This is a genomic window from Shewanella sp. KCT (genome assembly GCF_007636505.1).
Taxonomy (GTDB): Bacteria; Pseudomonadota; Gammaproteobacteria; order Enterobacterales; family Shewanellaceae; genus Shewanella; species Shewanella halotolerans.
In genome coordinates this window covers 166419-186567 of record NZ_LVDJ01000009.1, presented here as the reverse complement: position 1 = coordinate 186567, position 20149 = coordinate 166419, and the positions used below count along the sequence as shown (strand labels likewise).

General features: G+C 53.4%; 17 protein-coding genes. 9 read left to right on the top strand and 8 right to left on the bottom strand.

Annotated elements, in window-relative coordinates:
• Positions 1 to 36: 36 nt before the first annotated feature.
• On the bottom strand, positions 37 to 1650 hold the full coding sequence (locus tag AYI87_RS14140) for a mechanosensitive ion channel family protein (protein ID WP_144203140.1): 1614 nt from the start codon (positions 1648 to 1650) through the stop codon (positions 37 to 39).
• Positions 1651 to 2141: 491 nt separating this feature from the next.
• Between AYI87_RS14140 and AYI87_RS14135 the strand changes: the two genes are divergently transcribed.
• Entirely contained in the window at positions 2142 to 2315 is a 174-nt protein-coding gene (locus AYI87_RS14135) for a hypothetical protein (protein WP_011865944.1), read from the top strand.
• A 149-nt stretch (positions 2316 to 2464) separates the two neighbouring features.
• On the opposite strand, the gene AYI87_RS14130 is transcribed toward AYI87_RS14135, so the two are convergent.
• Positions 2465 to 3391 (bottom strand): 1-aminocyclopropane-1-carboxylate deaminase/D-cysteine desulfhydrase, encoded by a 927-nt coding sequence (locus tag AYI87_RS14130; protein ID WP_144203137.1) that lies wholly within the window; start codon positions 3389 to 3391, stop codon positions 2465 to 2467.
• 229 nt (positions 3392 to 3620) lie between these two features.
• Here AYI87_RS14130 and AYI87_RS14125 point away from each other — a divergent pair, with 229 nt between their 5' ends.
• Positions 3621 to 4028: a YccF domain-containing protein gene (locus AYI87_RS14125; RefSeq protein WP_144203134.1), complete on the top strand. Its 408-nt coding sequence runs from the start codon at positions 3621 to 3623 to the stop codon at positions 4026 to 4028.
• Between the two features lie 87 nt (positions 4029 to 4115).
• Here AYI87_RS14125 and AYI87_RS14120 read toward each other — a convergent pair whose 3' ends face one another.
• Positions 4116 to 4892, bottom strand: a complete 777-nt coding sequence (locus AYI87_RS14120; protein WP_313955034.1) for a substrate-binding periplasmic protein — start codon at positions 4890 to 4892, stop codon at positions 4116 to 4118.
• A 220-nt stretch (positions 4893 to 5112) separates the two neighbouring features.
• Here AYI87_RS14120 and AYI87_RS14115 point away from each other — a divergent pair, with 220 nt between their 5' ends.
• Positions 5113 to 5340, top strand: coding sequence for a PGPGW domain-containing protein (locus tag AYI87_RS14115; protein WP_011865948.1), 228 nt, complete (start codon positions 5113 to 5115; stop codon positions 5338 to 5340).
• A 135-nt stretch (positions 5341 to 5475) separates the two neighbouring features.
• Here AYI87_RS14115 and AYI87_RS14110 read toward each other — a convergent pair whose 3' ends face one another.
• Complete coding sequence (locus tag AYI87_RS14110) at positions 5476 to 5853, bottom strand: DUF6508 domain-containing protein (protein ID WP_144203131.1); 378 nt, start codon at positions 5851 to 5853, stop codon at positions 5476 to 5478.
• A gap of 354 nt (positions 5854 to 6207) precedes the next feature.
• Here AYI87_RS14110 and AYI87_RS14105 point away from each other — a divergent pair, with 354 nt between their 5' ends.
• Entirely contained in the window at positions 6208 to 6552 is a 345-nt protein-coding gene (locus tag AYI87_RS14105; protein WP_144203128.1) for a hypothetical protein, read from the top strand.
• Positions 6553 to 6641: 89 nt separating this feature from the next.
• On the opposite strand, the gene AYI87_RS14100 is transcribed toward AYI87_RS14105, so the two are convergent.
• Positions 6642 to 7547 carry a LysR family transcriptional regulator gene (locus AYI87_RS14100; RefSeq protein WP_011865951.1) on the bottom strand — a complete coding sequence of 302 codons (906 nt, stop codon included), beginning with the start codon at positions 7545 to 7547 and terminating at the stop codon, positions 6642 to 6644.
• A 154-nt stretch (positions 7548 to 7701) separates the two neighbouring features.
• Here AYI87_RS14100 and AYI87_RS14095 point away from each other — a divergent pair, with 154 nt between their 5' ends.
• The 3 genes from AYI87_RS14095 to AYI87_RS14085 all read left to right on the top strand — a co-directional run bounded on the left by AYI87_RS14095 (position 7702) and on the right by AYI87_RS14085 (position 10737).
• Positions 7702 to 8862, top strand: a complete 1161-nt coding sequence (locus tag AYI87_RS14095) for a homogentisate 1,2-dioxygenase (protein ID WP_144203126.1) — start codon at positions 7702 to 7704, stop codon at positions 8860 to 8862.
• Positions 8863 to 8953: 91 nt separating this feature from the next.
• Positions 8954 to 9994: a 4-hydroxyphenylpyruvate dioxygenase gene (gene hppD / locus AYI87_RS14090; RefSeq protein ID WP_144203123.1), complete on the top strand. Its 1041-nt coding sequence runs from the start codon at positions 8954 to 8956 to the stop codon at positions 9992 to 9994.
• 125 nt (positions 9995 to 10119) lie between these two features.
• Complete coding sequence (locus AYI87_RS14085) at positions 10120 to 10737, top strand: LysE family translocator (protein WP_011865954.1); 618 nt, start codon at positions 10120 to 10122, stop codon at positions 10735 to 10737.
• A gap of 66 nt (positions 10738 to 10803) precedes the next feature.
• Here AYI87_RS14085 and AYI87_RS14080 read toward each other — a convergent pair whose 3' ends face one another.
• The gene (locus AYI87_RS14080) at positions 10804 to 12183 is read right to left on the bottom strand and encodes a GNAT family N-acetyltransferase (RefSeq protein ID WP_144203120.1); all 1380 of its coding nucleotides are present in this window, start codon (positions 12181 to 12183) and stop codon (positions 10804 to 10806) included.
• Between the two features lie 137 nt (positions 12184 to 12320).
• Here AYI87_RS14080 and ggt point away from each other — a divergent pair, with 137 nt between their 5' ends.
• Positions 12321 to 14051, top strand: coding sequence for a gamma-glutamyltransferase (gene ggt, locus AYI87_RS14075; protein ID WP_144203118.1), 1731 nt, complete (start codon positions 12321 to 12323; stop codon positions 14049 to 14051).
• Between the two features lie 76 nt (positions 14052 to 14127).
• On the opposite strand, the gene AYI87_RS14070 is transcribed toward ggt, so the two are convergent.
• Complete coding sequence (locus AYI87_RS14070) at positions 14128 to 15699, bottom strand: methyl-accepting chemotaxis protein (protein ID WP_144203115.1); 1572 nt, start codon at positions 15697 to 15699, stop codon at positions 14128 to 14130.
• Positions 15700 to 15819: 120 nt separating this feature from the next.
• Positions 15820 to 17523, bottom strand: a complete 1704-nt coding sequence (locus AYI87_RS14065) for a dipeptidase (protein WP_144203112.1) — start codon at positions 17521 to 17523, stop codon at positions 15820 to 15822.
• Between the two features lie 263 nt (positions 17524 to 17786).
• Here AYI87_RS14065 and AYI87_RS14060 point away from each other — a divergent pair, with 263 nt between their 5' ends.
• On the top strand, positions 17787 to 19967 hold the full coding sequence (locus tag AYI87_RS14060) for a M3 family metallopeptidase (protein WP_144203110.1): 2181 nt from the start codon (positions 17787 to 17789) through the stop codon (positions 19965 to 19967).
• Positions 19968 to 20149: the final 182 nt, after the last annotated feature.

Sequence of the window (20149 nt, the reverse complement as noted above, 5' to 3'; positions counted from 1 at the left end):
GCCAACATCAAGACCCAGAGATCACAGCTTTAACATTTAGCCATTATTCAGGGCAACGGGTGCCACCGGCACGATGCGAGAGCCATTCTTCACCACTATATCCATGATTTTTAAATGTAACTCTTCCGATGCCAACTGGAAGGTGGGAAAACTCTTAGTGCCGATATAGGCCAGCACATTAACCTGTAGACCATGGAGACCGAAGCCCTTAAAGGTGACCCTGAGGGGCTCTTTGAGCACCAGCTCATGCTCTTCGAGCATGGCTTTAATCTCGGCGACAATCGCCTTGAGCTGCTCCGAGGTGGTCACTGCATAATCGAGGCGAATATCCGCCTTGAAACGGATCTTCTCGCGCTGGGAGATGTTTTCGATCTCCATCTCCACTAACTTGGCGTTGGGCACATGAATAAGCGTCCTGTCCAGGGTGCGGATCTGAGTGCAGCGCAGGCCAATCTCCTCGACCGTGCCGCTGATACTACCAAATTTACATAGGTTGCCTACCTTAATCGGCGCCGCCGAATAGAGGGTAATTGTGCCGATAAAGTTCTCAATCGACTGCTTGGAGGCGAGCGCGATGGCGATGCCCCCTATGCCCATACCGGCGATGATGGCGCTGGCGTTAAAGCCCAGGTGTTCTAGCCATAACAGCACCGCCATGATCACGAAGATCACCCGCAGGAAATTAGTCAGCGGCCTGAGCAGGGAGGCGGCCTGATCTTTACCCTGCTCTTTCCAGCGTTTCTTCAGGCCCTGCTGGAAGATCCCCATGGCGCTCCAGCCAAACCAGATGATGGCCGACACCAACAGAAAGCCGGTATCTATCATCTCAATTGCCGCCGGTGAGATGCTGCTGTGAGACACCCAGGCTCTGACCAATAGCACGGCCGCCAGCAAACGCAGTGGCCCGGCGACGATATAGGCCAGCTCCTCTTTAAGCTCATATTGGGTTAGCAAGATCACGCGCTTGATGATCCAGGTAATGGGCACCATCACCAGAAATGCGGTGATCAGATACGCCAGCAGCAGGCTCCATTCCCACAGGTTGACATTAAACCAGCGTCCGTCGGGGATATGATTAACAAACCATTCTGCCACAGGCCCATAGCCCAGATTTTGATAGAGCTGAGGCACCTTGGCCACGGTGGCATTAGAGACTTTCCAAATAGTGCCGCCTTCACTGGGCACCCGCTGTAGATAGAGGGCTATCTGATCGCTTTGCAGCGCTACCCGACCAAAGAGATCCCGATAGGCGGGAAGCTGATCGTTATCCTGCCCAAGTGGAGTATCGTTAAGCTGTCCCAGGTCGAGCCAGAGATTACGCTCTATGATCAGCTGCAGCTGCTTGGCATATTCGGCTCCTTTCTTTGCCGACATCCCCTCGGGCAGGTAGCGCAGATCCAGATATTCTGCCGCCTTCTCATAATCCTGCTCATAAGCCGCCGCCATAAAGCCTTCTACCGTGCCCCTAGGGGTATCACGCTGCAGGATATCCTTGTAATCATAGTGCTCAACCGAGCGCACAAATTGGCTCTGGCTGCTATCGGCGGTAGCATCACTTAAGGCTCCTACCAGACTATTTGGCGCCGCGCTCCAGGCGCTGCCGACAAACAAGCTCATCACCAACATAAACTGCCAAACAACAAAGCGCATCCCAGTCCCCTTAATTGTTAACAAGCGCCTAGAAATATTAGCATTTATTCCTAAATTGCACAGTAGAAAGCTAAGCAGGAATGGGCCTTTTCATCGCCATGGGCGAGCTAAAAGCGACAGAATTGATTAAATATTGACAAGTTCGCATCCAAGCTTATAATGCCTACCTTCTGCAGTACCCTGCTGTTAGTTTTTCTGCCTACAAGTTTTGCATCGCTAGACTCTAAGTCATTACATAGTCATCGCTTCAACAACTCGCAGTTATCTCGTCACACTATTGTCATTTATTAATGATTTACTGTGTCCAATCCGGTGAAAAGCCCCCATTTAGGGCCCAAGTAACGGCTTTCTCGAGGCAGATCACTTGATTATTTAAATTAGGCTGGGTAGTCTCAGGAAGGATTTAATTCATCTTTCGCAACAGCTAAGGATCTATTATTTGTTAAATTTTTACTGCCACAAGGCAGTCACAGTAATAAGGAGTATGGCCTATGTCGTACAAAGTTAACGGTCATGAGATCACGGTAAACTTCCCGGTGGACTCAATTTCAGTCAACAAATCATCTATCGCTTTTACCGATAGTCTTGGAAAAAACAAACAAACATTTGCTAAGCGCACCGACGCCCTGCAATTTATGAAATGGTTGCTCTCAAGCAACAAATAACCCCCACGCTATTCGATACACCTCCTCTCACACGTATCGAAGGTTGCCCAGGCAACAAGTAGGATTGACCCCATTCGTCAACGACTCAGCAGGTAACATTTGGCTCAGGTTGTACCCCTTTCACAGGTACCGACCTGGCCAAATGACATTTATCTCTCTAGCTCACCGAATTTTCGCCTATACCTTGGCAGCATAGATTGATTACCCAGCAGGCCCCCTTGGTGTAGATAGAGCACGGGCACATCTAACCCCTGTTGCCAGAGATGCTTGAGGCAGAGCCAGCCAAGAGGATCGTAGAGTAGCTCAAACGCTATTCCCGTCGACTTGAGTTCATGCCACATCTGATAAAACTCAGGATACAGCTTGCCAAAGTGATAACGCTTGGCTGACGGGACAATCTGGGGATGCAGCGCTGCATCCTGCTCAAGCTCTAAAAATTGCGTCCTAAGATAATCATCGCCCCCCACCACGGCGCAGGTCATGACGTTAATGCTGGGATCTAGGGTTAAGAACTGTTTTTGCAGATAGAGTGCGGTGGTGCCTGTGCCCGATGGCAGAAACACCACTAGCTCACTAATATGCTCTGCACTTTTCCAACTAACAATCTCCTCGGCAAGCTGGGCCACGCCTGGCTCGGCAAAGGCGCAGCGCCCCCCTTCTGGCACAAACAGCTGCTCATCGCTGCCCGTCAACACCCTTTGCCTTATATAAGCTTCGCTATCCAATCCATCTCGATCCGTCTTTCTTGAGAGATCTATGATGTTGGCGCCGTTGTCTAACGCGGCGAGGTAGTTGCCGCAGGGGTGCTCCGTCAGATAACCGGGGAGATGGTCCACGTAGAAATCCAGCTGCCACCCCTTGAGCTTAGCCAGGGCCGAAAGCGAATAGAGGGAGTTGGCCTGAGGCGAGCCATAGCCAATCAGTTGCCTCACAGAGGGAAAGTCGTTCTCGAGAAAATAGGCGAACTTGCGCGCCTTATTACCGGAAAACTCAGGATGCAGCAGATCGTCGCGCTTCACATAGACCTGGTGCTCCCCAAGGTAGACGCTCTCTACGGGCGTGTGGCTAAGCTTCATATTATCGAGCCTGAATGAAATGACGCGCCAGAGTGTACACCCTTTAACGGCAAATGCGTAATTTGACCGACTTTTGGCATATTATGTCAACACCCCAGAATCATACCAACACAATAATCAATAAAAACATACAGATATAATATGGCATGGTTTTCGCTTATCCCTTGGTAGATCCAATTTAAGGCCTATGTCTTAACAACGATAAAAGCACTACAACAAGGAGCTCTTCATGGCACTACTGCGCTTACTCTTTAATATTGCATGGTTTATTTTAGGCGGCTTCGTGATGGGGCTGGCCTGGTGGCTCGCGGGCCTGCTCTGCTTCATCAGCATCATAGGTATCCCCTTCGGCCGCGCCTGTTTCGTTATCGGTGAGATGGCCTTCTGGCCCTTTGGTCAGCAAAACGTCAATCGCCGCGCGCTGCAAGGGGTCGATGATATCGGTACTGGCCCGCTCGGCATGGTAGGTAACATAGTCTGGTTCCTGCTATTTGGGATCTGGCTCGCCATCGGCCATATCACCCACGCGCTGGCCTGTTTCATCACCATCATAGGGATCCCTTTTGGTATTCAGCATCTGAAACTGGCGCTGCTGAGTCTGACCCCTATAGGTCAAACGATCACGGCCAAGGCTTAAGAGCCTTAAAGGCTTGATTTAGGGGCTGGAGGGGAGTTCGCGAACGTCGACAGCAGAAGCGAATCAGGATTACTACGGGACGGCGAACTAGAGGCTTTGCAGGTAATCTTTGAGGATCTGCTCGACTTGGATACGGGCCAGGCCGGCGTTATAGATCTCTCTCCACCTGCGCCCCTCAGGGGTGTTTCTAAAGGCGATATAGAGCTGTTTCGACTCCAGCAACTGCTTGTTAAATTGCAGCCTGCTCTTGAGTTCGGTCAAGTGTGGCTGCTCGATGAGAAACTGATAGACATAGAGATCCATGACGGCGCCCTGCACCCGGCCGGTAGCCACCTTGCGGATATTGTGTTCATCTGAGCTCACAAGCTCTACCGGCTGAGCACCAATGGCAATCATCTCATCGAGCGCCTGGGTATTTACATAGTCTCTGACCACGCCCAAGGTGTAGGCATTGAGATCCTGCACCCTCGACCAGGTAATGGGGTGCTGGCTCTGCTCCAAGATCCCCAGAGGACTCTGTCCCATGGAGTCGGAGAAGATGAATTTATCGGTTGGGTGATGATATTCGGGGAAATAGCCCTGATAGCCAGAATCGTCCCGGGTCACCACTCGCACTGTGCGACTCCAGGGGAAATAGTCCACCTGAAGCTCATGACCCATGGCGGCAAGTGCGGCTCTGGCCACCACCACACAGGCGCCGCCCTCCTTGAGAGTTGGCCCCGAATAGGGTGGCCAATTTAATGAGGACAGCTTGAGGGTCTCGGCCTTCGGGGCCGAAGCAACACACAACAAGGTAACGATGAAGATGGAAACAAGCAGAAAATGGAAGCGTCGTAGCGCCCCTGGCCATAGCTTTACTGGCATTAGCGGTGCTGGCAATAGCGGCGTAGAGAGCAAGGCCTGCCTATTAGCGTTATTTATGCTTAAGTTAAAGCCGCCTGGTCTAATCAACACCCTACCCCCAAGTCACTGTTTTGCCACACTCCATCGCGTCATGAATGTCCTTTTGTTACACATTTTCACTGGCATGGATAAACAAGATGATGCAATACAAGTATAGGAGAGAAGGTCAAATGAGGTATTTATGCTGAGAAAAACCTTGATCACCGTCATCGGCGGCGCACTTTGCCTACTCGGGTTGGCACTGGTTATCTTGCCAGGCCCGGCCTGGTTACTGCTGCCCATAGGACTTGCAGTATTAAGCCTGGAGTACCACTGGGCCAGAGGCTGGCTAAAGAAGAGCCAGAAACAGATGACCCGCAGCGCCGCCTGGCTAGACGCCAAGGTGCGCGATTGGCGTTACAGCCGCTAATACGCGGCTTATATGCTCCAATAGGGCTTATTTCCCACCAATGTTGGCTTGGGCGCTAAGGCGTCTTATGCCAATAAAGAGTGGCAAGCCAACAAAAAGTTAAGCCAGCACAAAGAGTTAAGCCAGCACAAAGAGTTAGGCTAGCACTAAGAGCTCAGGCCCGCTGCTCTTGTGGGTAAGCACGTTGAGCCGCTCCAGAATCGCCAGCAACACCCCTTGCCTGCGCATATTTTCCAATACGCCGCGGCTGAAGCGCTCCAAGCGGCTCATGGCGGTTAACAGCAAGCGGCACTGATAGAAGCTCGCCTCGCGGATATAATCTGGCTTATCGACCAGATGGGCATTTTGGTACCACTCCTGCCAGTTGAGGGTATCGAGTAACAATCCCTGCTGAGCAAGCTGCTCGACAAAGCCCTGCATCGTCAGCTGACTGCTGGCCTGATCGCCACGGGCAAACTGCGTGGCATATTGAGAATAGAGATTTGCTATCTGCAAAGATATTACACTTTTCATATCGCACTCCTTAGTCCCAAGGGCAGGTTGCCCTTAGCGGCCCCCATTGCCCTAACGCCTTTCGCCTTACTTTTTCGGCGTTTACCTGACTTCACATCGAATAGAACGCTTGCTGAGTCTTATAAGAAGACATTCGCTAAGCCTCTTGCCTAGAGAATTTGCATACTCCGTACCACAGCTTATCTAGGAGGCTAATAGCCTGGTGCGCCCGGCGCTTTATCAATGACTTAACTCCAGGTTAATGAGAAGATGCTGAATACAAGCTGAACATGGCTAAGGTCCTGACTGGCTAGACATTAACAGAGCGAGACCATATGCTAGCTGAGAACGCAATGATTGCGCTGGAGAATTCAGATGAAGAAATACACTACAGGCGTTAGCCTTATCCTACTGGGACTGTCTATCGGTTTTTCGCCGCTAACCCTGGCCAAAAACGATAAGCATGAACACGGTGCCAAGGCCCATAACGAAAAGAGCCTGCCACCAGGACTGCAGAAGAAGGTAGCCCGCGGCGAGCCGCTACCACCGGGCTGGCAGAAGAAACTTCACAAGGGCGATTACCTGTCTGATGACTATTATGATCGCGGCAAGATCCATGTGCCTATCGACCGTGACGGCAACATCACCATAGATATCGATGGCACCTTTATTAAACTGCACGACAAGACACGTCGTATCCTAGACATTATTAACGACTAGCTATTATTAAGAACTAGCTTTCACCTAATACTGGTCATTTTAAAAAAGCGAGCTCAACGGCTCGCTTTTTAAATATAAAAATATCGGCTTTAACGACTGGCCTGTGCTTGGTAGAGGTTAAACTCCTCCAGGATCAAGCTGGTAAAGAGCCGGCCGGCGCGCCCTAAGGGGCGCTCCATGGTCGATACCAACTGAGGGGTAAAGCTGTAACGACTGCCACCGAGAAAATCCAGTTCCTGTAACTCACCGCTGGCCAGCTCTTCTTGAATCAAAAAGTCAGGCATCCAGCCAAAGCCCAGTCCCATCAGCAGGGCATTCTTCTTCATGATAAAGCCTGACAGGTAAAACACCTTGTCACCGCCAAATTGCAGCTCATCGCTGTGGATCTTGCCGGGGGAAGAATCTTCGATGGTCAGCTCCACATGCTGCAGCAACTCAAACAGGCTGAGTTCCTTCGCCTTAGCTAAGGGGTGTGAGCGACTCACCACCAGTATGCTGTTGATGTCGGGTAGTGGCTGCGGCCGATAGTTGGGCCCGGTACGATAGTCTTTCACCAACATGAGATCGGCATTATCCCGCTCGAACCTGTGTTGTACCCCGCCGAGAAACTCCATGTTGAGCTGGATCTTGGTAGGGATCTTATGCTCAGACACCCGCTTCAGCGCCCGCATGATGGGCTCCATGGGCAGGGAACCGTCCACCACAAGTTCGAGTTTAGGCTCCCAGCCTTCGCTGAAACGGCTGGCTAAATGTTCAATGTTGCCAAGGTATTGCAGCAAGCGTTTGCCTTCGGCGAGGATCACCTTACCCTCTGGGGTTAATTCGGCGCGATACTGATCCCGACAAAAAAGCTTTACACCCAGGTGCTGTTCCAGCTTCTTTACCTGATAGCTCACCGCCGACTGCGCCTTGTGCAATCGCTCGGCAGCCTTGGAGAAACTGCCCTCTTCAACCAGAATCGACAACACCCTAAAGGCTTCCACATCGATCTTCATCTCACTTCCTCGGCGTAAACAAATGACAACCATCTAAAATTTAGATTGAGTTAAGCTATTTATTATTCTTTTTTTTGTTCATGCCAGCAACTAAATTGTTATTTAGATCACATAAACATAAGTGTGCCCGCTAAAGCACCCAAGGAAAGAAGCCATGCCATTTTATGTAAGACAGGGGGAGATCCCCCATAAACGCCACATCACCTTCAAGAAAGAGAACGGTGAACTCTATCGGGAAGAACTCTTCTCCACCCATGGCTTCTCCAACATCTACTCCAACAAGTATCACCACAACATGCCAACCAAGGCATTAGAGGTGAGCCCGTTCGAGGTCAATCACGGCCAAACCTGGCAAGACACCTTGATTCAGAACTATAAGTTGGACGCTAAGCAGGCCGACCGCGAGGGTAACTTCTACTCGGCGCGCAACAAGATCTTCTTTAATAACGACGTGGCCATGTATAGCGCCAAGGTCACCGAGGCGACCGAAGAGTTTTACCGCAACGCCTACGCCGACGAGGTGATCTTCGTCCACGAAGGCCAGGGCAAGCTCTACAGCGAATATGGTGTGCTAGAGGTGAAAAAGTGGGACTACCTGGTTATCCCGCGCGGCACCACCTATCAGCTTAAGTTTGACGATTACAGCCAGGTTCGCCTATTTGTTATCGAAGCCTTCTCAATGGTTGAAGTGCCTAAGCATTTTAGAAACGAGTACGGACAACTTTTGGAGTCTGCTCCTTACTGTGAGCGCGACATCCGCGTTCCTAGCCTGCAAGAAGCCGTGGTCGAGAAAGGCGCCTTCCCTCTGGTCTGTAAATTTGGTGACAAGTATCAGCTGACACAGCTTGAGTGGCATCCCTTCGATCTCGTGGGCTGGGACGGCTGTGTCTATCCTTGGGCTTTCAACATTCAGGATTACGCCCCTAAAGTGGGTCAGATCCACCTGCCGCCGTCGGATCATCTGGTGTTTACCGCCCACAACTTCGTTATCTGTAACTTTGTGCCGCGCCCGTACGACTTCCATCCGCAGTCTATCCCGGCGCCTTACTACCACAACAATATCGACAGCGACGAAGTGCTCTACTATGTGGACGGCGACTTCATGAGCCGCACCGGCATCGAGGCCGGCTACATGACGCTGCATCAGAAAGGGGTACCACACGGACCACAACCAGGCCGCACCGAGGCTTCGGTTGGCAAGAAAGAGACCTATGAATACGCAGTGATGGTCGACACCTTCGCCCCACTGCAGCTAACCCAACATGTACAAGGTTGCATGAGTAAAGACTACAACCGCTCTTGGTTAGAAGACTAATACCGTTCGGTACACACCGAATCACAATGAATAGCCAGACAAGTCACCAAAGAGTGACTGTGGTTGTAACAAATTGAACGAGGATACTCACATGGCAAGCGAACAAAATCCACTGGGATTACTGGGCATCGAATTTACCGAGTTTTGCACCCCAGATCTCGACTTTATGCACAAGGTCTTCATCGACTTTGGTTTCTCTAAGCTAAAGAAGCATAAGCAAAAAGATATCGTTTACTACAAACAAAACGACATCAACTTTCTGCTAAACAACGAGAAGAGCGGCTTCTCTGCCGAGTTTGCCAAGAAGCACGGCGCTGCCATCAGCTCTATGGGCTGGCGCGTAGAAGATGCCAAATTCGCCTTCGAGGGTGCGGTTGCCCGTGGCGCCAAGCCTGCAAGTGACGAGGTAAAAGACCTGCCCTACCCGGCCATCTACGGCATCGGCGATAGCCTGATCTACTTTATCGACACCTTCGGCGCGGACAACAACATCTACGCCACCGACTTTGTCGATCTTGAAAACCCAGAAATCGTACAAGAGAAAGGCTTTATCGAAGTCGACCACCTGACCAACAACGTCTACAAAGGCACCATGGAGCATTGGTCAAACTTCTACAAAGATATCTTCGGCTTTACCGAGGTGCGCTACTTCGACATCAAGGGTTCGCAGACGGCTCTGATCTCTTATGCCCTTCGCTCTCCCGATGGCAGCTTCTGTATCCCAATCAACGAAGGTAAAGGCGATGACAGAAACCAGATCGACGAATATCTGAGAGAATATGACGGCCCAGGCGTGCAGCATCTAGCGTTCCGTAGCCGCGACATCGTAGCCTCACTGGATGCGATGGAAGGTAGCTCGATTCAGACCCTGGATATCATCCCTGAATACTACGACACCATCTTCGACAAGCTGCCACAGGTAACCGAAGACAGAGAGCGCATCAAGCATCACCAGATCCTGGTGGACGGTGACGAGGACGGCTATCTGCTACAGATCTTCACCAAGAACCTGTTTGGTCCTATCTTCATCGAGATCATCCAGCGTAAGAACAACCTGGGCTTCGGCGAAGGTAACTTCAAGGCGCTGTTCGAATCTATTGAGCGTGACCAGGTGCGTCGCGGCGTACTCTAAACACTGGCTCATATAGAGCAGTGTGATACTAAAAACCAGCCTCATCGGCTGGTTTTTTTTGCTTTGCAGCGAGGCGATAAATCACTACACTAGCCTGCCTAGCCACTCATTCATCGCACCACAAGATGTCAGATCATATTCTTATTGCCGTTTTTCTGCCCACCTTCTTCTTCGTCTCCATCACACCCGGGATGTGCATGACGCTGGCGATGACCCTCGGCATGAGCATAGGGGTGCGCCGCACCCTGTGGATGATGATAGGTGAGCTGGCCGGGGTGGCCCTGGTGGCGGTTGCCGCCGTGATGGGAGTCGCCGCCATGATGCTAAATTATCCGCAGATCTTCGAGGTGCTCAAGTGGGTCGGCGGCGCCTATCTTGGCTATATCGGCATACAGATGTGGCGCGCCAAGGGCAAGATGGCTAGCCTGGACAATCAGAGCACACAGATCAGCAATCAGGCCTTGATCTCACAGGGCTTTGTCACCGCCATCGCTAACCCCAAGGGTTGGGCCTTTATGATCTCTCTGCTGCCCCCCTTCATCGATGTCGAGCGCGCCGTGGCGCCGCAGCTGAGCCTGTTACTGATGATCATCATGATGACAGAGTTTGTCAGCATGCTGGCCTACGCCAGCGGCGGCAAGTCGCTCAAGTTGTTTTTGGCGAAGGGCGATAACATCAAGTGGCTCAATCGCATCGCGGGTTCCCTGATGATAGGGGTCGGCTTCTGGCTGGCGTTGGGCTAGGCTTAACTTAAGTTAATTTAGCTTTCTTTGCTTACTTTGCTTTCTTTGCTTACTTTGCTTACTTAGTTAGTCGCCCTCTCGCTTAAAGGGCAAGGTGGCCTCAAGCTCACTCATGTAGATTTTCACCGCCTGCGCTTCCTGCTCGATAAAATCGGCAATGGCGCGGCGAAAATCACTGTGTAAGATCTCATGCACCGAATGGGTGGAGATAGGCACAAAGCCCCTGAGCACCTTGTGCTCTCCCTGGGCGCCGGCATCAAACTTCTTCAGCCCCTGCGCGATGGCATAATCTATCCCCTGATAGTAACAGGTCTCGAAATGCAGCCCCTCTATCTCTTCGAGGGCGCCCCAGTAACGGCCATAGAGGCAATCACCACCGACGAAATAGAGCGCCGCCGCGATAGGCTCGCTTTCTTGCGCGCTCTCTGCCTCCTTCTCAGCCTTGCTCCCGACTCCACTCCTTGCCTCACTCCCTGCCCGAGATTCTAGCTTGTTAGCTTGCGGGCGCTCTACCACTAAGAGGCGCACGTTATCGGCCATGTTTTTCACGACAGCGCTGAAGAAGGCGGCGTTTAAATAGCCTTGATGGCCGGAGCGCTTGTAATAGGTGCGCTGATAGCAGCGCACAAAATGGGTGAGTTCATCTTCAGTGATATCGGCTCCGTCGATGAAACGAAATTTCAGCCCAGCGTTTACGATGGCCCGGCGCTCCTTGAGGATTGATTTGCGTCTGCGACTGGTAAGCCTCGAGAGAAAATCATCGAAGCTTTGATAACCTTGATTAAACCAGTGAAATTGAGTGCCGAGGCGCTCAAGATACCCCTGACTCACCAAAGGCAGCCGCTCATGCTCTAACAGAAACAGGCTGTGCCAGCTCGATGCCGAGCAGGCCTTGGCCAGCAAGTCCAGATGCTCACCGATTTTACCGATAAGCCCCGCTTTTTGCGCCTCTGACAGATCGCCTCTAATGCCGATGCGAATGCCCGTTACCGGGGTAAAGGGGATGGCATTGACCAGCTTAGGATAATACTCGAGCCCATGACGCTCATAGGCCTGGGCCCAGGCCCAATCGAACACATACTCGCCATAGGAGTGCCCCTTAAGATAGAGGGGCATCACGGCGAGCACCTTACTGGGATCAAGCTGACTCTCATCGCCCTGATTATTTTCCCCAGCTTGCCCGACCTCGCTGACCACAAGATGCATGGGTCGCCAACCCGTCTGCTCACCCACGCAGCCACTTAGCTCGAGGGCATGTAGATACTCATAACAACAAAAGGGGTTAGCCGGTCCGTTCTGATCCTGCCTGTTCGCGCCCGCCATCAGGGCATCCCACAGTGGCGCCCCCAGGGTGGCGATTTGACTAACACACTGAATCGAATATGATGCCGCCAAGACCTGCTCCTTAAAAAGATGGCTTGATTTCAGCAGTGATAATCGGCACATTGAAACCAAGAGAACTGACTCAGTAGCTTAACACGCTTAATATTCTTATCACTCTTCTTACTCTTAACGCGCGTATTCATTGCAATACTTTTATTACTTTAAACACTCTTAATAACTTTAAACATTAGGGAATCCATGTGCGTCCAATAAAAACCTTACTCTTTGCCATCAGTCTCAGCCTGCCGCTCGTTGCAGGTCAGTTTGCCCAGGCCACCGAATCCTCCATCTATAGCCACAGCGCCACAGTTCAGCCTGTCTGGGCCAAGCACGGCATGGTGGCCAGCCAGGAGGCCGTAGCCACTCAAGTGGGGGTCGATATTCTCAAGCAAGGCGGTAATGCGGTCGATGCGGCGGTCGGCGTCGGCTTTGCCCTGGCGGTCACCCTGCCAAGGGCCGGCAACATAGGCGGTGGCGGTTTCATGCTGGTGCATCTGGCCGAGGGGAATAAGACGGTCGCCATCGATTATCGCGAGGTTGCCCCCAAACGCGCCCACAAGGATATCTTCCTGAACGAGCAGGGTGATGCGGTCGCCAAGCTCAGCCGCGAACATGGCCTGGCCGTCGGCGTACCCGGCACCGTCATGGGAATGGAGTTAGCCCTTAAGAAATATGGCACCATGACCATGGCCCAGGTGATCGAGCCCGCCATTAAGCTTGCCGAGCAAGGCATCACAGTCACACCGGATCTCGCCAGCTCCCTTGCCGGGCTGAAACGCCGCATCGCCCAGTGGCCGAGCTCTAAGGCGATCTTCTATCGCCCAGATGGCAGCAACTTCGAGATAGGCGACACCCTCAGCCAAAAGGCGCTGGCCCACTCACTCAAGCTGATCAAAGCCCAAGGCAGCAAGGGATTCTATGAGGGCGAGACCGCCGAGAAGATAGTCGCCAGCGTCACCCAGGCCGGCGGCATCATGACCTTAGATGATCTTAAAGGCTATCGTGTGGTCGAGCGTCAACCCGTTCAGGGCGAGTATCGCGGCTACCAGGTGATCTCCATGCCGCCCCCCTCATCCGGCGGCATACATATTATCGAGATGCTCAACATGCTTGAGCCTTATCCTATCGCCAAGTTAGGCCATAATACGGCCGATACCTTGCATTTAATGGCCGAGGTGATGAAACGCGCCTATGCCGATCGCAGTGAATATCTGGGGGATCCCGATTTTGTTGAGGTGCCGGTGAAAGCGCTCATCAGTAAGGAGTACGCCAAGTCGCGCGCCAAGGGGATCGCCATCAACCGCGTCACCCCAAGCAGCGAAATTGGCCCGGGCAAGCTCGCAGGGTACGAGAGCCCACAGACCACCCACTACTCAGTGGTCGACAAGTGGGGCAATGCGGTGGCCAACACCTATACCCTGAACTTCAGCTATGGCTCGGGCCTGGTGGCCGAAGGCACGGGCATTCTGCTCAACAACGAGATGGACGATTTCTCAGCTAAACCCGGCGTGCCTAACGGCTATGGTCTGATCGGCGGCGATGCCAATGCGGTCGAAGGCGGCAAGCGCCCCCTCAGCTCTATGAGCCCAACTATAGTGATGAAAGACGGCAAGCCCTTCATCGTCACCGGCAGCCCTGGTGGGTCACGCATCATCAACACCACACTACAGATCATCATGAATGTGATCGATCATGGGCTCAATATCGCCGAGGCCAGCTACGCCAGCCGGGTACATCACCAATGGCTACCCGACGAGCTGAGAGTGGAGAAGAACCTCAATCGCGACACCATCTCGCTATTGGAAGCCAGAGGCCACAAGGTCAGCGTCAAAGATGCCATGGGCTCGACCCAGTCGATCATGATCACCGACGAGGGCCTGTTTGGCGCCTCAGATCCTCGCCGCGCCGGCAGTGCGACTGCGGGTTACTAGCAAGTAAAATACCCCACAAAAAAGGGAAGCTAAGCTTCCCTTTTTTCTTTACTCAATATTTCTACTCAATGTTTTATCACTTAATGCGCAGACTCTGACGCCAGAACTGCTGTGACAGGTGATGAGTCTTGGCCGACAGGCGCGCCACCTGGCCGCCCCGCTCTGCCGCGGCCTGGGTCTGACTCAGGCTCGCCAGGGCTAGCTCATTGATCAACTGAATCGACTGGCTGATCTCACTGGCCACCGCAGTCTGCTGGCTCATGGCAGCAGCGTTGGCATCACTCATCTGATTGATCTTATCGATAGAGGCGCGCAGCTCCTCGAAGGAGGCATCCACCTGCTGGGCCAAGCCTACCGAGTGCTGGGCCTGACGCTGACCCGCCTGCATGGTCTGACTCGCCTTTAAGGTGCTGTCTCTGAACTTACTGACGATCGCCTCGATATGGCTGGTCGACTCGCTGGTGCGGCTGGAGAGCTGGCGCACCTCATCGGCCACCACGGCAAACCCCCTGCCCGACTCACCGGCGCGGGCCGCCTCGATGGCGGCATTGAGGGCCAACAGGTTGGTCTGCTCGGCGATACCCCGTATCACCTCCAGCACCTCGTTGATCTCCTGACTGTCCTGCTCGATTGAGGCCACCACGGCAGAGAAGTTACTCACCTCCTGATGCAGCCCCTTGATGGCCTGGATCACCTCGACCAGCAGCTCATGGCCCTTCTCGGCCGCCTCATGGCTCATCGACATCTCTTCGGCCGCATGCTGGATATTCTGGCTCACCTCGTTAAAGCTGGCGCTCATCTCCTCCACCGCGGTGGCCGCCTGACTGGTCTGCTGGCTCTGACTGTCGGCGCGATCCCGGGTATGGCTGATGGTCTCATTCAGGCTGACACTGAGTTCTTGTATCGACTCGGCCGAGTCCGCCATGCGTCCCACGGCGCCGCCGGTTTCCGTCAGCAGATACTGCAGGGCGAAGCTGAGTTTGCCCAGCTCATCCTGACGGCCGCAATAGACGGCGGTCGCCAGCGGATCGTCTATGATGCCGCTCGCCTGCTCCACCAGGGCATTAAAGGGCTTGAGGAGCAGAGAGAGTCCGGCTAGTCCCAGGCCCGCTGCCACCAGCAGTGCCAGCAGGGGCGAATAACCGGCGAGCGCGACGCCGACGCCGAGGCTCAGCAGCAAGACCAAGCCCAAACGCTTACCAAAGCCGAGGCGCGCCGCCTTTAGGGCGCGGGGCTGTTTACCGGCGTTGAGCTCGCCATAGAGGGCCTGAGCGTTATCTATCTGCGCCTGGGTGGCCTTTCTGCGCACCGATTGATATTCGTGCACCTGGCCGCCTTCTAACACAGGAGCCACATAGGCGTTGACCCAGTAGTGATCTCCCGACTTAGCGCGATTCTTCACTATACCAATCCAAGGCTTGCCCTGCTTGAGGCGAGACCACATGGATTCGAAGGCCGCCGGCGGCATGTCAGGGTGGCGCACGATATTGTGGGGCTGGCGGTAGAGTTCATCCTGAGTAAACTCAGACACCTGAGTGAAACCAGCATTAGCGTATTTGATCTTGCCCTTAAGGTCTGTGGTCGACAACAAGATAGTGTCGGCGGCAAACACCTTCTCTTTCTGGGTGACAGGTTGGTTATTTTTCATATTATTGTTCTTCTGGGTACAAAGACGTTAGCTATGCTTATCTAACGCAATTAAAAAGTCATTGATAATTATCAACAAAGACTAAATTACCTTAAAAATAGTCAGGTTATTTTGCAAGCCTTAATCGCTGGCGCTTTGTGCCCCAGTCTTAGTCGCTTGCCCAGTCCCTTGCTTAGCCTGCTCGGATAACTGCTCTGTTGAGGCGGCCAGCTCGACGAAGGCGGCGGTATACATCTGTAGATTGAGCATAAACTGCGTCTTGGTGATGAACTCGTGCTCGCTATGGCCGGTATACTCGACGCCGGGCATGGCGGGGCCAAAACTTAGTGCATTGGGAAACAGCTTACTGTTGGTCGAGCCACCGATGGCCACAGGCTTTGGAGATGGCGTATCGGTAAAGTGACCAAATACCGACAGCAGGGTCTGCAGATGCGGCGCCTTGTCCATCAACTTAGGCTCGCCCCAATAGGTCTCGACCCCCTTAAGCGACACACTTTGCTGCGCCTGCCAGCTCTCCAGCGCCTTATACGTTTCTTGGTCCAGCTGCTCGGGAGTCTTGCCCACAGGGCGTCTCAGGTTTAGCACTATCTCTGTGCCCTGATCATTTGGCTTCACCAAGGTCGCGGCCAGGGTCATGGGCCCCATAAAATCATCTTCATAGGCGATATCACCAAACTCCTCGCCGTATAGCCCTAACCCAACCATCTGCTGAATAAACTCAGCCGTGAGGGCCGCCTCGCTGCGCGCAAAATGAATCCCCTTCAACAGCTCGGCCAGATGGGTCACGGCGTTGACCCCCGCCTCAGGCGTAGAAGAGTGGGTCGACTTGCCCTCGGCGGTGATGGTTAGCTGTCCGCCATCCTGGCCTGCCGATGATGTCTGCTCAAATTGATACTTCATCCCCTGCTGTTTGCTGGCCTTCTCCTTTAGCGCAGCGATTGTCTTCATATCTAGCCCAGAGATGTTGGCCACCGCCTGCTGGGGCACCTGGCTGGCAAAGGCGCCGCCAGAAAAACCCTCTAAGCTGGCCGACGCGCTAGAGGCTGCTTTACCATCCTTAGGCATCTTGGGCGTCTTGGGCATCTTAGGAATAGTCAGGCGAATTTCACTCCAGCCCTTCTCGGCGGTCACCACCGGGTACTCGGCGTCTATGGTGATATTGATATCGGCGGGGGTAAATTCGGTCAAAAAGGCCTTCAGCGGCGCCCAATCCGACTCTTCAGCCAGATAGACCAGCAGCTCGATGCGCCTGTTTAAAGCAAGCCCTTTGTCCTTGATCGCCTTCATGGCATACATGGCGGTTACTATCGCCCCCTTGTCATCTTCGGTGCCGCGACCAATCAGGTAGCCGGGCTGTGACTGACTGTCAAGGATAAAGGGGTCTTGCTGCCAGAAACTGGCATCGGCGGGCTGCACATCGCCGTGGGTGATCACCCCAAGCTTCTGCTCCCCTTCCCCCAGACCGATGAGCACCACATAGCCTTGATCGCTGTAATCCAGGCCCAGGCTCTGGCTCAGGGACTTTAACTGCGCCTTGAAGCCGATAAACTCGGGATGGGTCAAGGGGGTCATCCCCTCTGTTTCCACCGTCTTAAAGGGGATCAGGGTCGATAGCGCGGAGATGGTCTCATCGCCATAGGTATTAAGGGCATATTGAGCCACTCGGTCGGCCAGGGCCGAGACCTTTGGCGCGTCTATTAGAGGGGCATTAGAACTAGTTTGAGCACTAAGCTGTGAATCGGCTTGAGGCGCGGCAAAAGCCAGGCCGCTGCTCAGCAATAAACTTAGGGCGCCGGCGGCTTTAAGGGAGAGTTTAAGAGTCATCTGTTATTATCATTTTTAACGTCGAATTGACGCATTTTGCCACATTTATGTGCATCTAGGGTGCAAAAACAGCCAACTCAAAACATTTGTTACAAACAAAACACAAAATCGATAGATTTAACCGTCAGAAACCTGATAATGAGCAGTTTAATGTCGCCGCTTAAGCCAATTTAAGCGCAGATATTCGCGGTCAATTTGGCCGCTTAACGAGTCGTGACGCCAGATCGCGGCCTAAAACAAGCCAATCATCGGGGAATTTAACTATGAAGGGATTGACCCTCAAGCCAATCGTGTCGGCCATGGCACTCGCCATCGCCTTAGGCGGCTGTAGCGCCCAGCAAGGTAGCAGCCAGGAAGCGGAAGTCGCACCCAACGTGGTCGCGCAGCGCATCATAGACAACAACACCAGCAACCCCTTCTTCAAACCCTATGATACCTTCCTGGGTATGCCAGATTTCGACAAGATCAAGCCAGAGCACTACCTGCCAGCCTTCAAGGCGGGTATCGCCCAGCACAAGGCTGAGATCCAGGCCATTATCGATAACCCGGCGGCCCCTACCTTCGCCAATACCATCGAAGCCATGGAATTTGCCGGCGATCTCACCACTAAGGTGGCCAGCGTCTTCTATAACCTGACCAGTGCCGACACCAACGAGCAGCTACAGGCGATCTCTAAAGAGGTCTCGCCTATGTTGTCTGCCGCCGGTGACGACATCCTGCTCAACGACCAGCTGTTCAAGCGCGTCAAGGCCGTATATGACCAGCGCGATAGCCTGGCGCTCAATACCGCCCAGCAGAAGCTACTGGAAGATACCTACAAGTCATTCACCCGCGGCGGCGCTAACCTGAGCGATGCCGACAAGGTTAAACTCAGAGCTCTGAACGAGAAGATCGGCAAGCTGAGCCTGGAGTTTGGCGATAACCTACTGGCCGAAACCAACGCCTTCGAACTGGTGATCGACAACGCCGCCGACCTCAAAGGTCTACCGCAGGATGTGATCAACACCGCCGCGCAAACCGCCGAGAAGAAAGGTCATCCGGGCAAATGGGTATTCACCACCCAGCGTCCATCTATCACCCCTTTCCTCACCTACGCTGACAACCGCGAGCTGCGTGAGAAGATCTACAAGGGATACGTTGAGCGTGGCAACAATAACAACGCCCACGACAACAAGAAGATCCTGGCTCAAATGGCGGCCCTGCGCGCCGAGCGCGCCCAGCTGATGGGTTATAAGAGTCACGCCCACTTCGTGCTGGAAGAGCGCACCGCCAAGACCCCTGAAAATGTCTACGGCCTGTTAGATAAGGTCTGGCCGGCAGCCCTTGGTCAAGCCAAGGCAGAAGTCGCCGTAATGCAGGAGCTGATCGACGCCGAAGGCGGTAACTTCAAGCTGGCGGCCTGGGACTGGTGGTACTATGCCGATAAGATCCGTGTGGCCAAGTACAGCTTCAACGAGCAGGAAACTCGCCCATACTTCTCGCTGGAAAACACCCTGAAAGGCGTGTTCTACACAGCCAACCGTCTCTACGGCATCACAGTGAAAGAGCGCACCGATCTGCCTAAATACAACGACGAGGTGCGTACCTGGGAAGTGTATGACAAAGATGGCTCGCTGATGGCGATCTTCCTGGGCGACTACTATGTGCGTGACAGCAAGCGTGGTGGCGCCTGGGCCAACGCCTATCGCAAGCAGTACAGAATGCATGGGGTCGAGTCTAAGCCGATTATCGTTAACGTACTCAACTACCCACGTCCGGTAGGCGACGAGCCAGCGCTGCTCACCTTCGATGAGGCCAGTACTCTGTTCCACGAGTTTGGTCATGCCCTGCACGCTATGTTGTCGGACGTCGAGTATCGCTCTCAGGCGGGCACCTCAGTACCACGTGACTATGTGGAGTTCCCATCACAGGTGATGGAAAACTGGATGACTCAACCAGAAGTGCTGGCGCAGTTTGCCAAGCATTACAAGACGGGCGAAGTGATCCCTCTGTCCCTGGTCGAGAAGATCCAAGCGGCCAGCAAGTTCAACCAGGGCTTTGCCACGGTTGAATATATGGCGGCGACCAAGCTGGATCTCGACTGGCACACCCTGAGCGACTTCGAGCCAAAAGATGCGGCCAAGTTTGAAGCCGATTCCCTGAGCAAGATGGGCCTTATCGAGGAGATCGCGCCGCGCTATCGCAGCACCTACTTCTCACACATCTTCTCTGGTGGTTACTCGGCCGGTTACTACAGCTACCTATGGTCTGACATCCTGGGCGCCGATGCCTTCGAGGCCTTCAAAGAGAACGGTATCTTCGACAAGGCAACCGCCGACGCCTTCAGAAACAACGTACTGTCTCAAGGCGGCAGCGAAGATCCTATGCTGCTCTACAAGCAGTTCCGCGGTAAGGAAGCGGGCATCGAGCCGCTGCTTCGCAGTCGTGGCCTGCTCGCCAAGTAAGCAGCACTCGTCAATCTACAAAAAGCACGCTCCGGCGTGCTTTTTTTATCCCATCAAACCGCGAGATTGCACAATTCCCGCGCAACCTGCTCAAGGGTTCACCGATTCATAGCAAGTCGATACAAACTGTCACATAAACAGTCGCTTACTGTCACAGTTTTTACATTTCATCTCTCTATAAT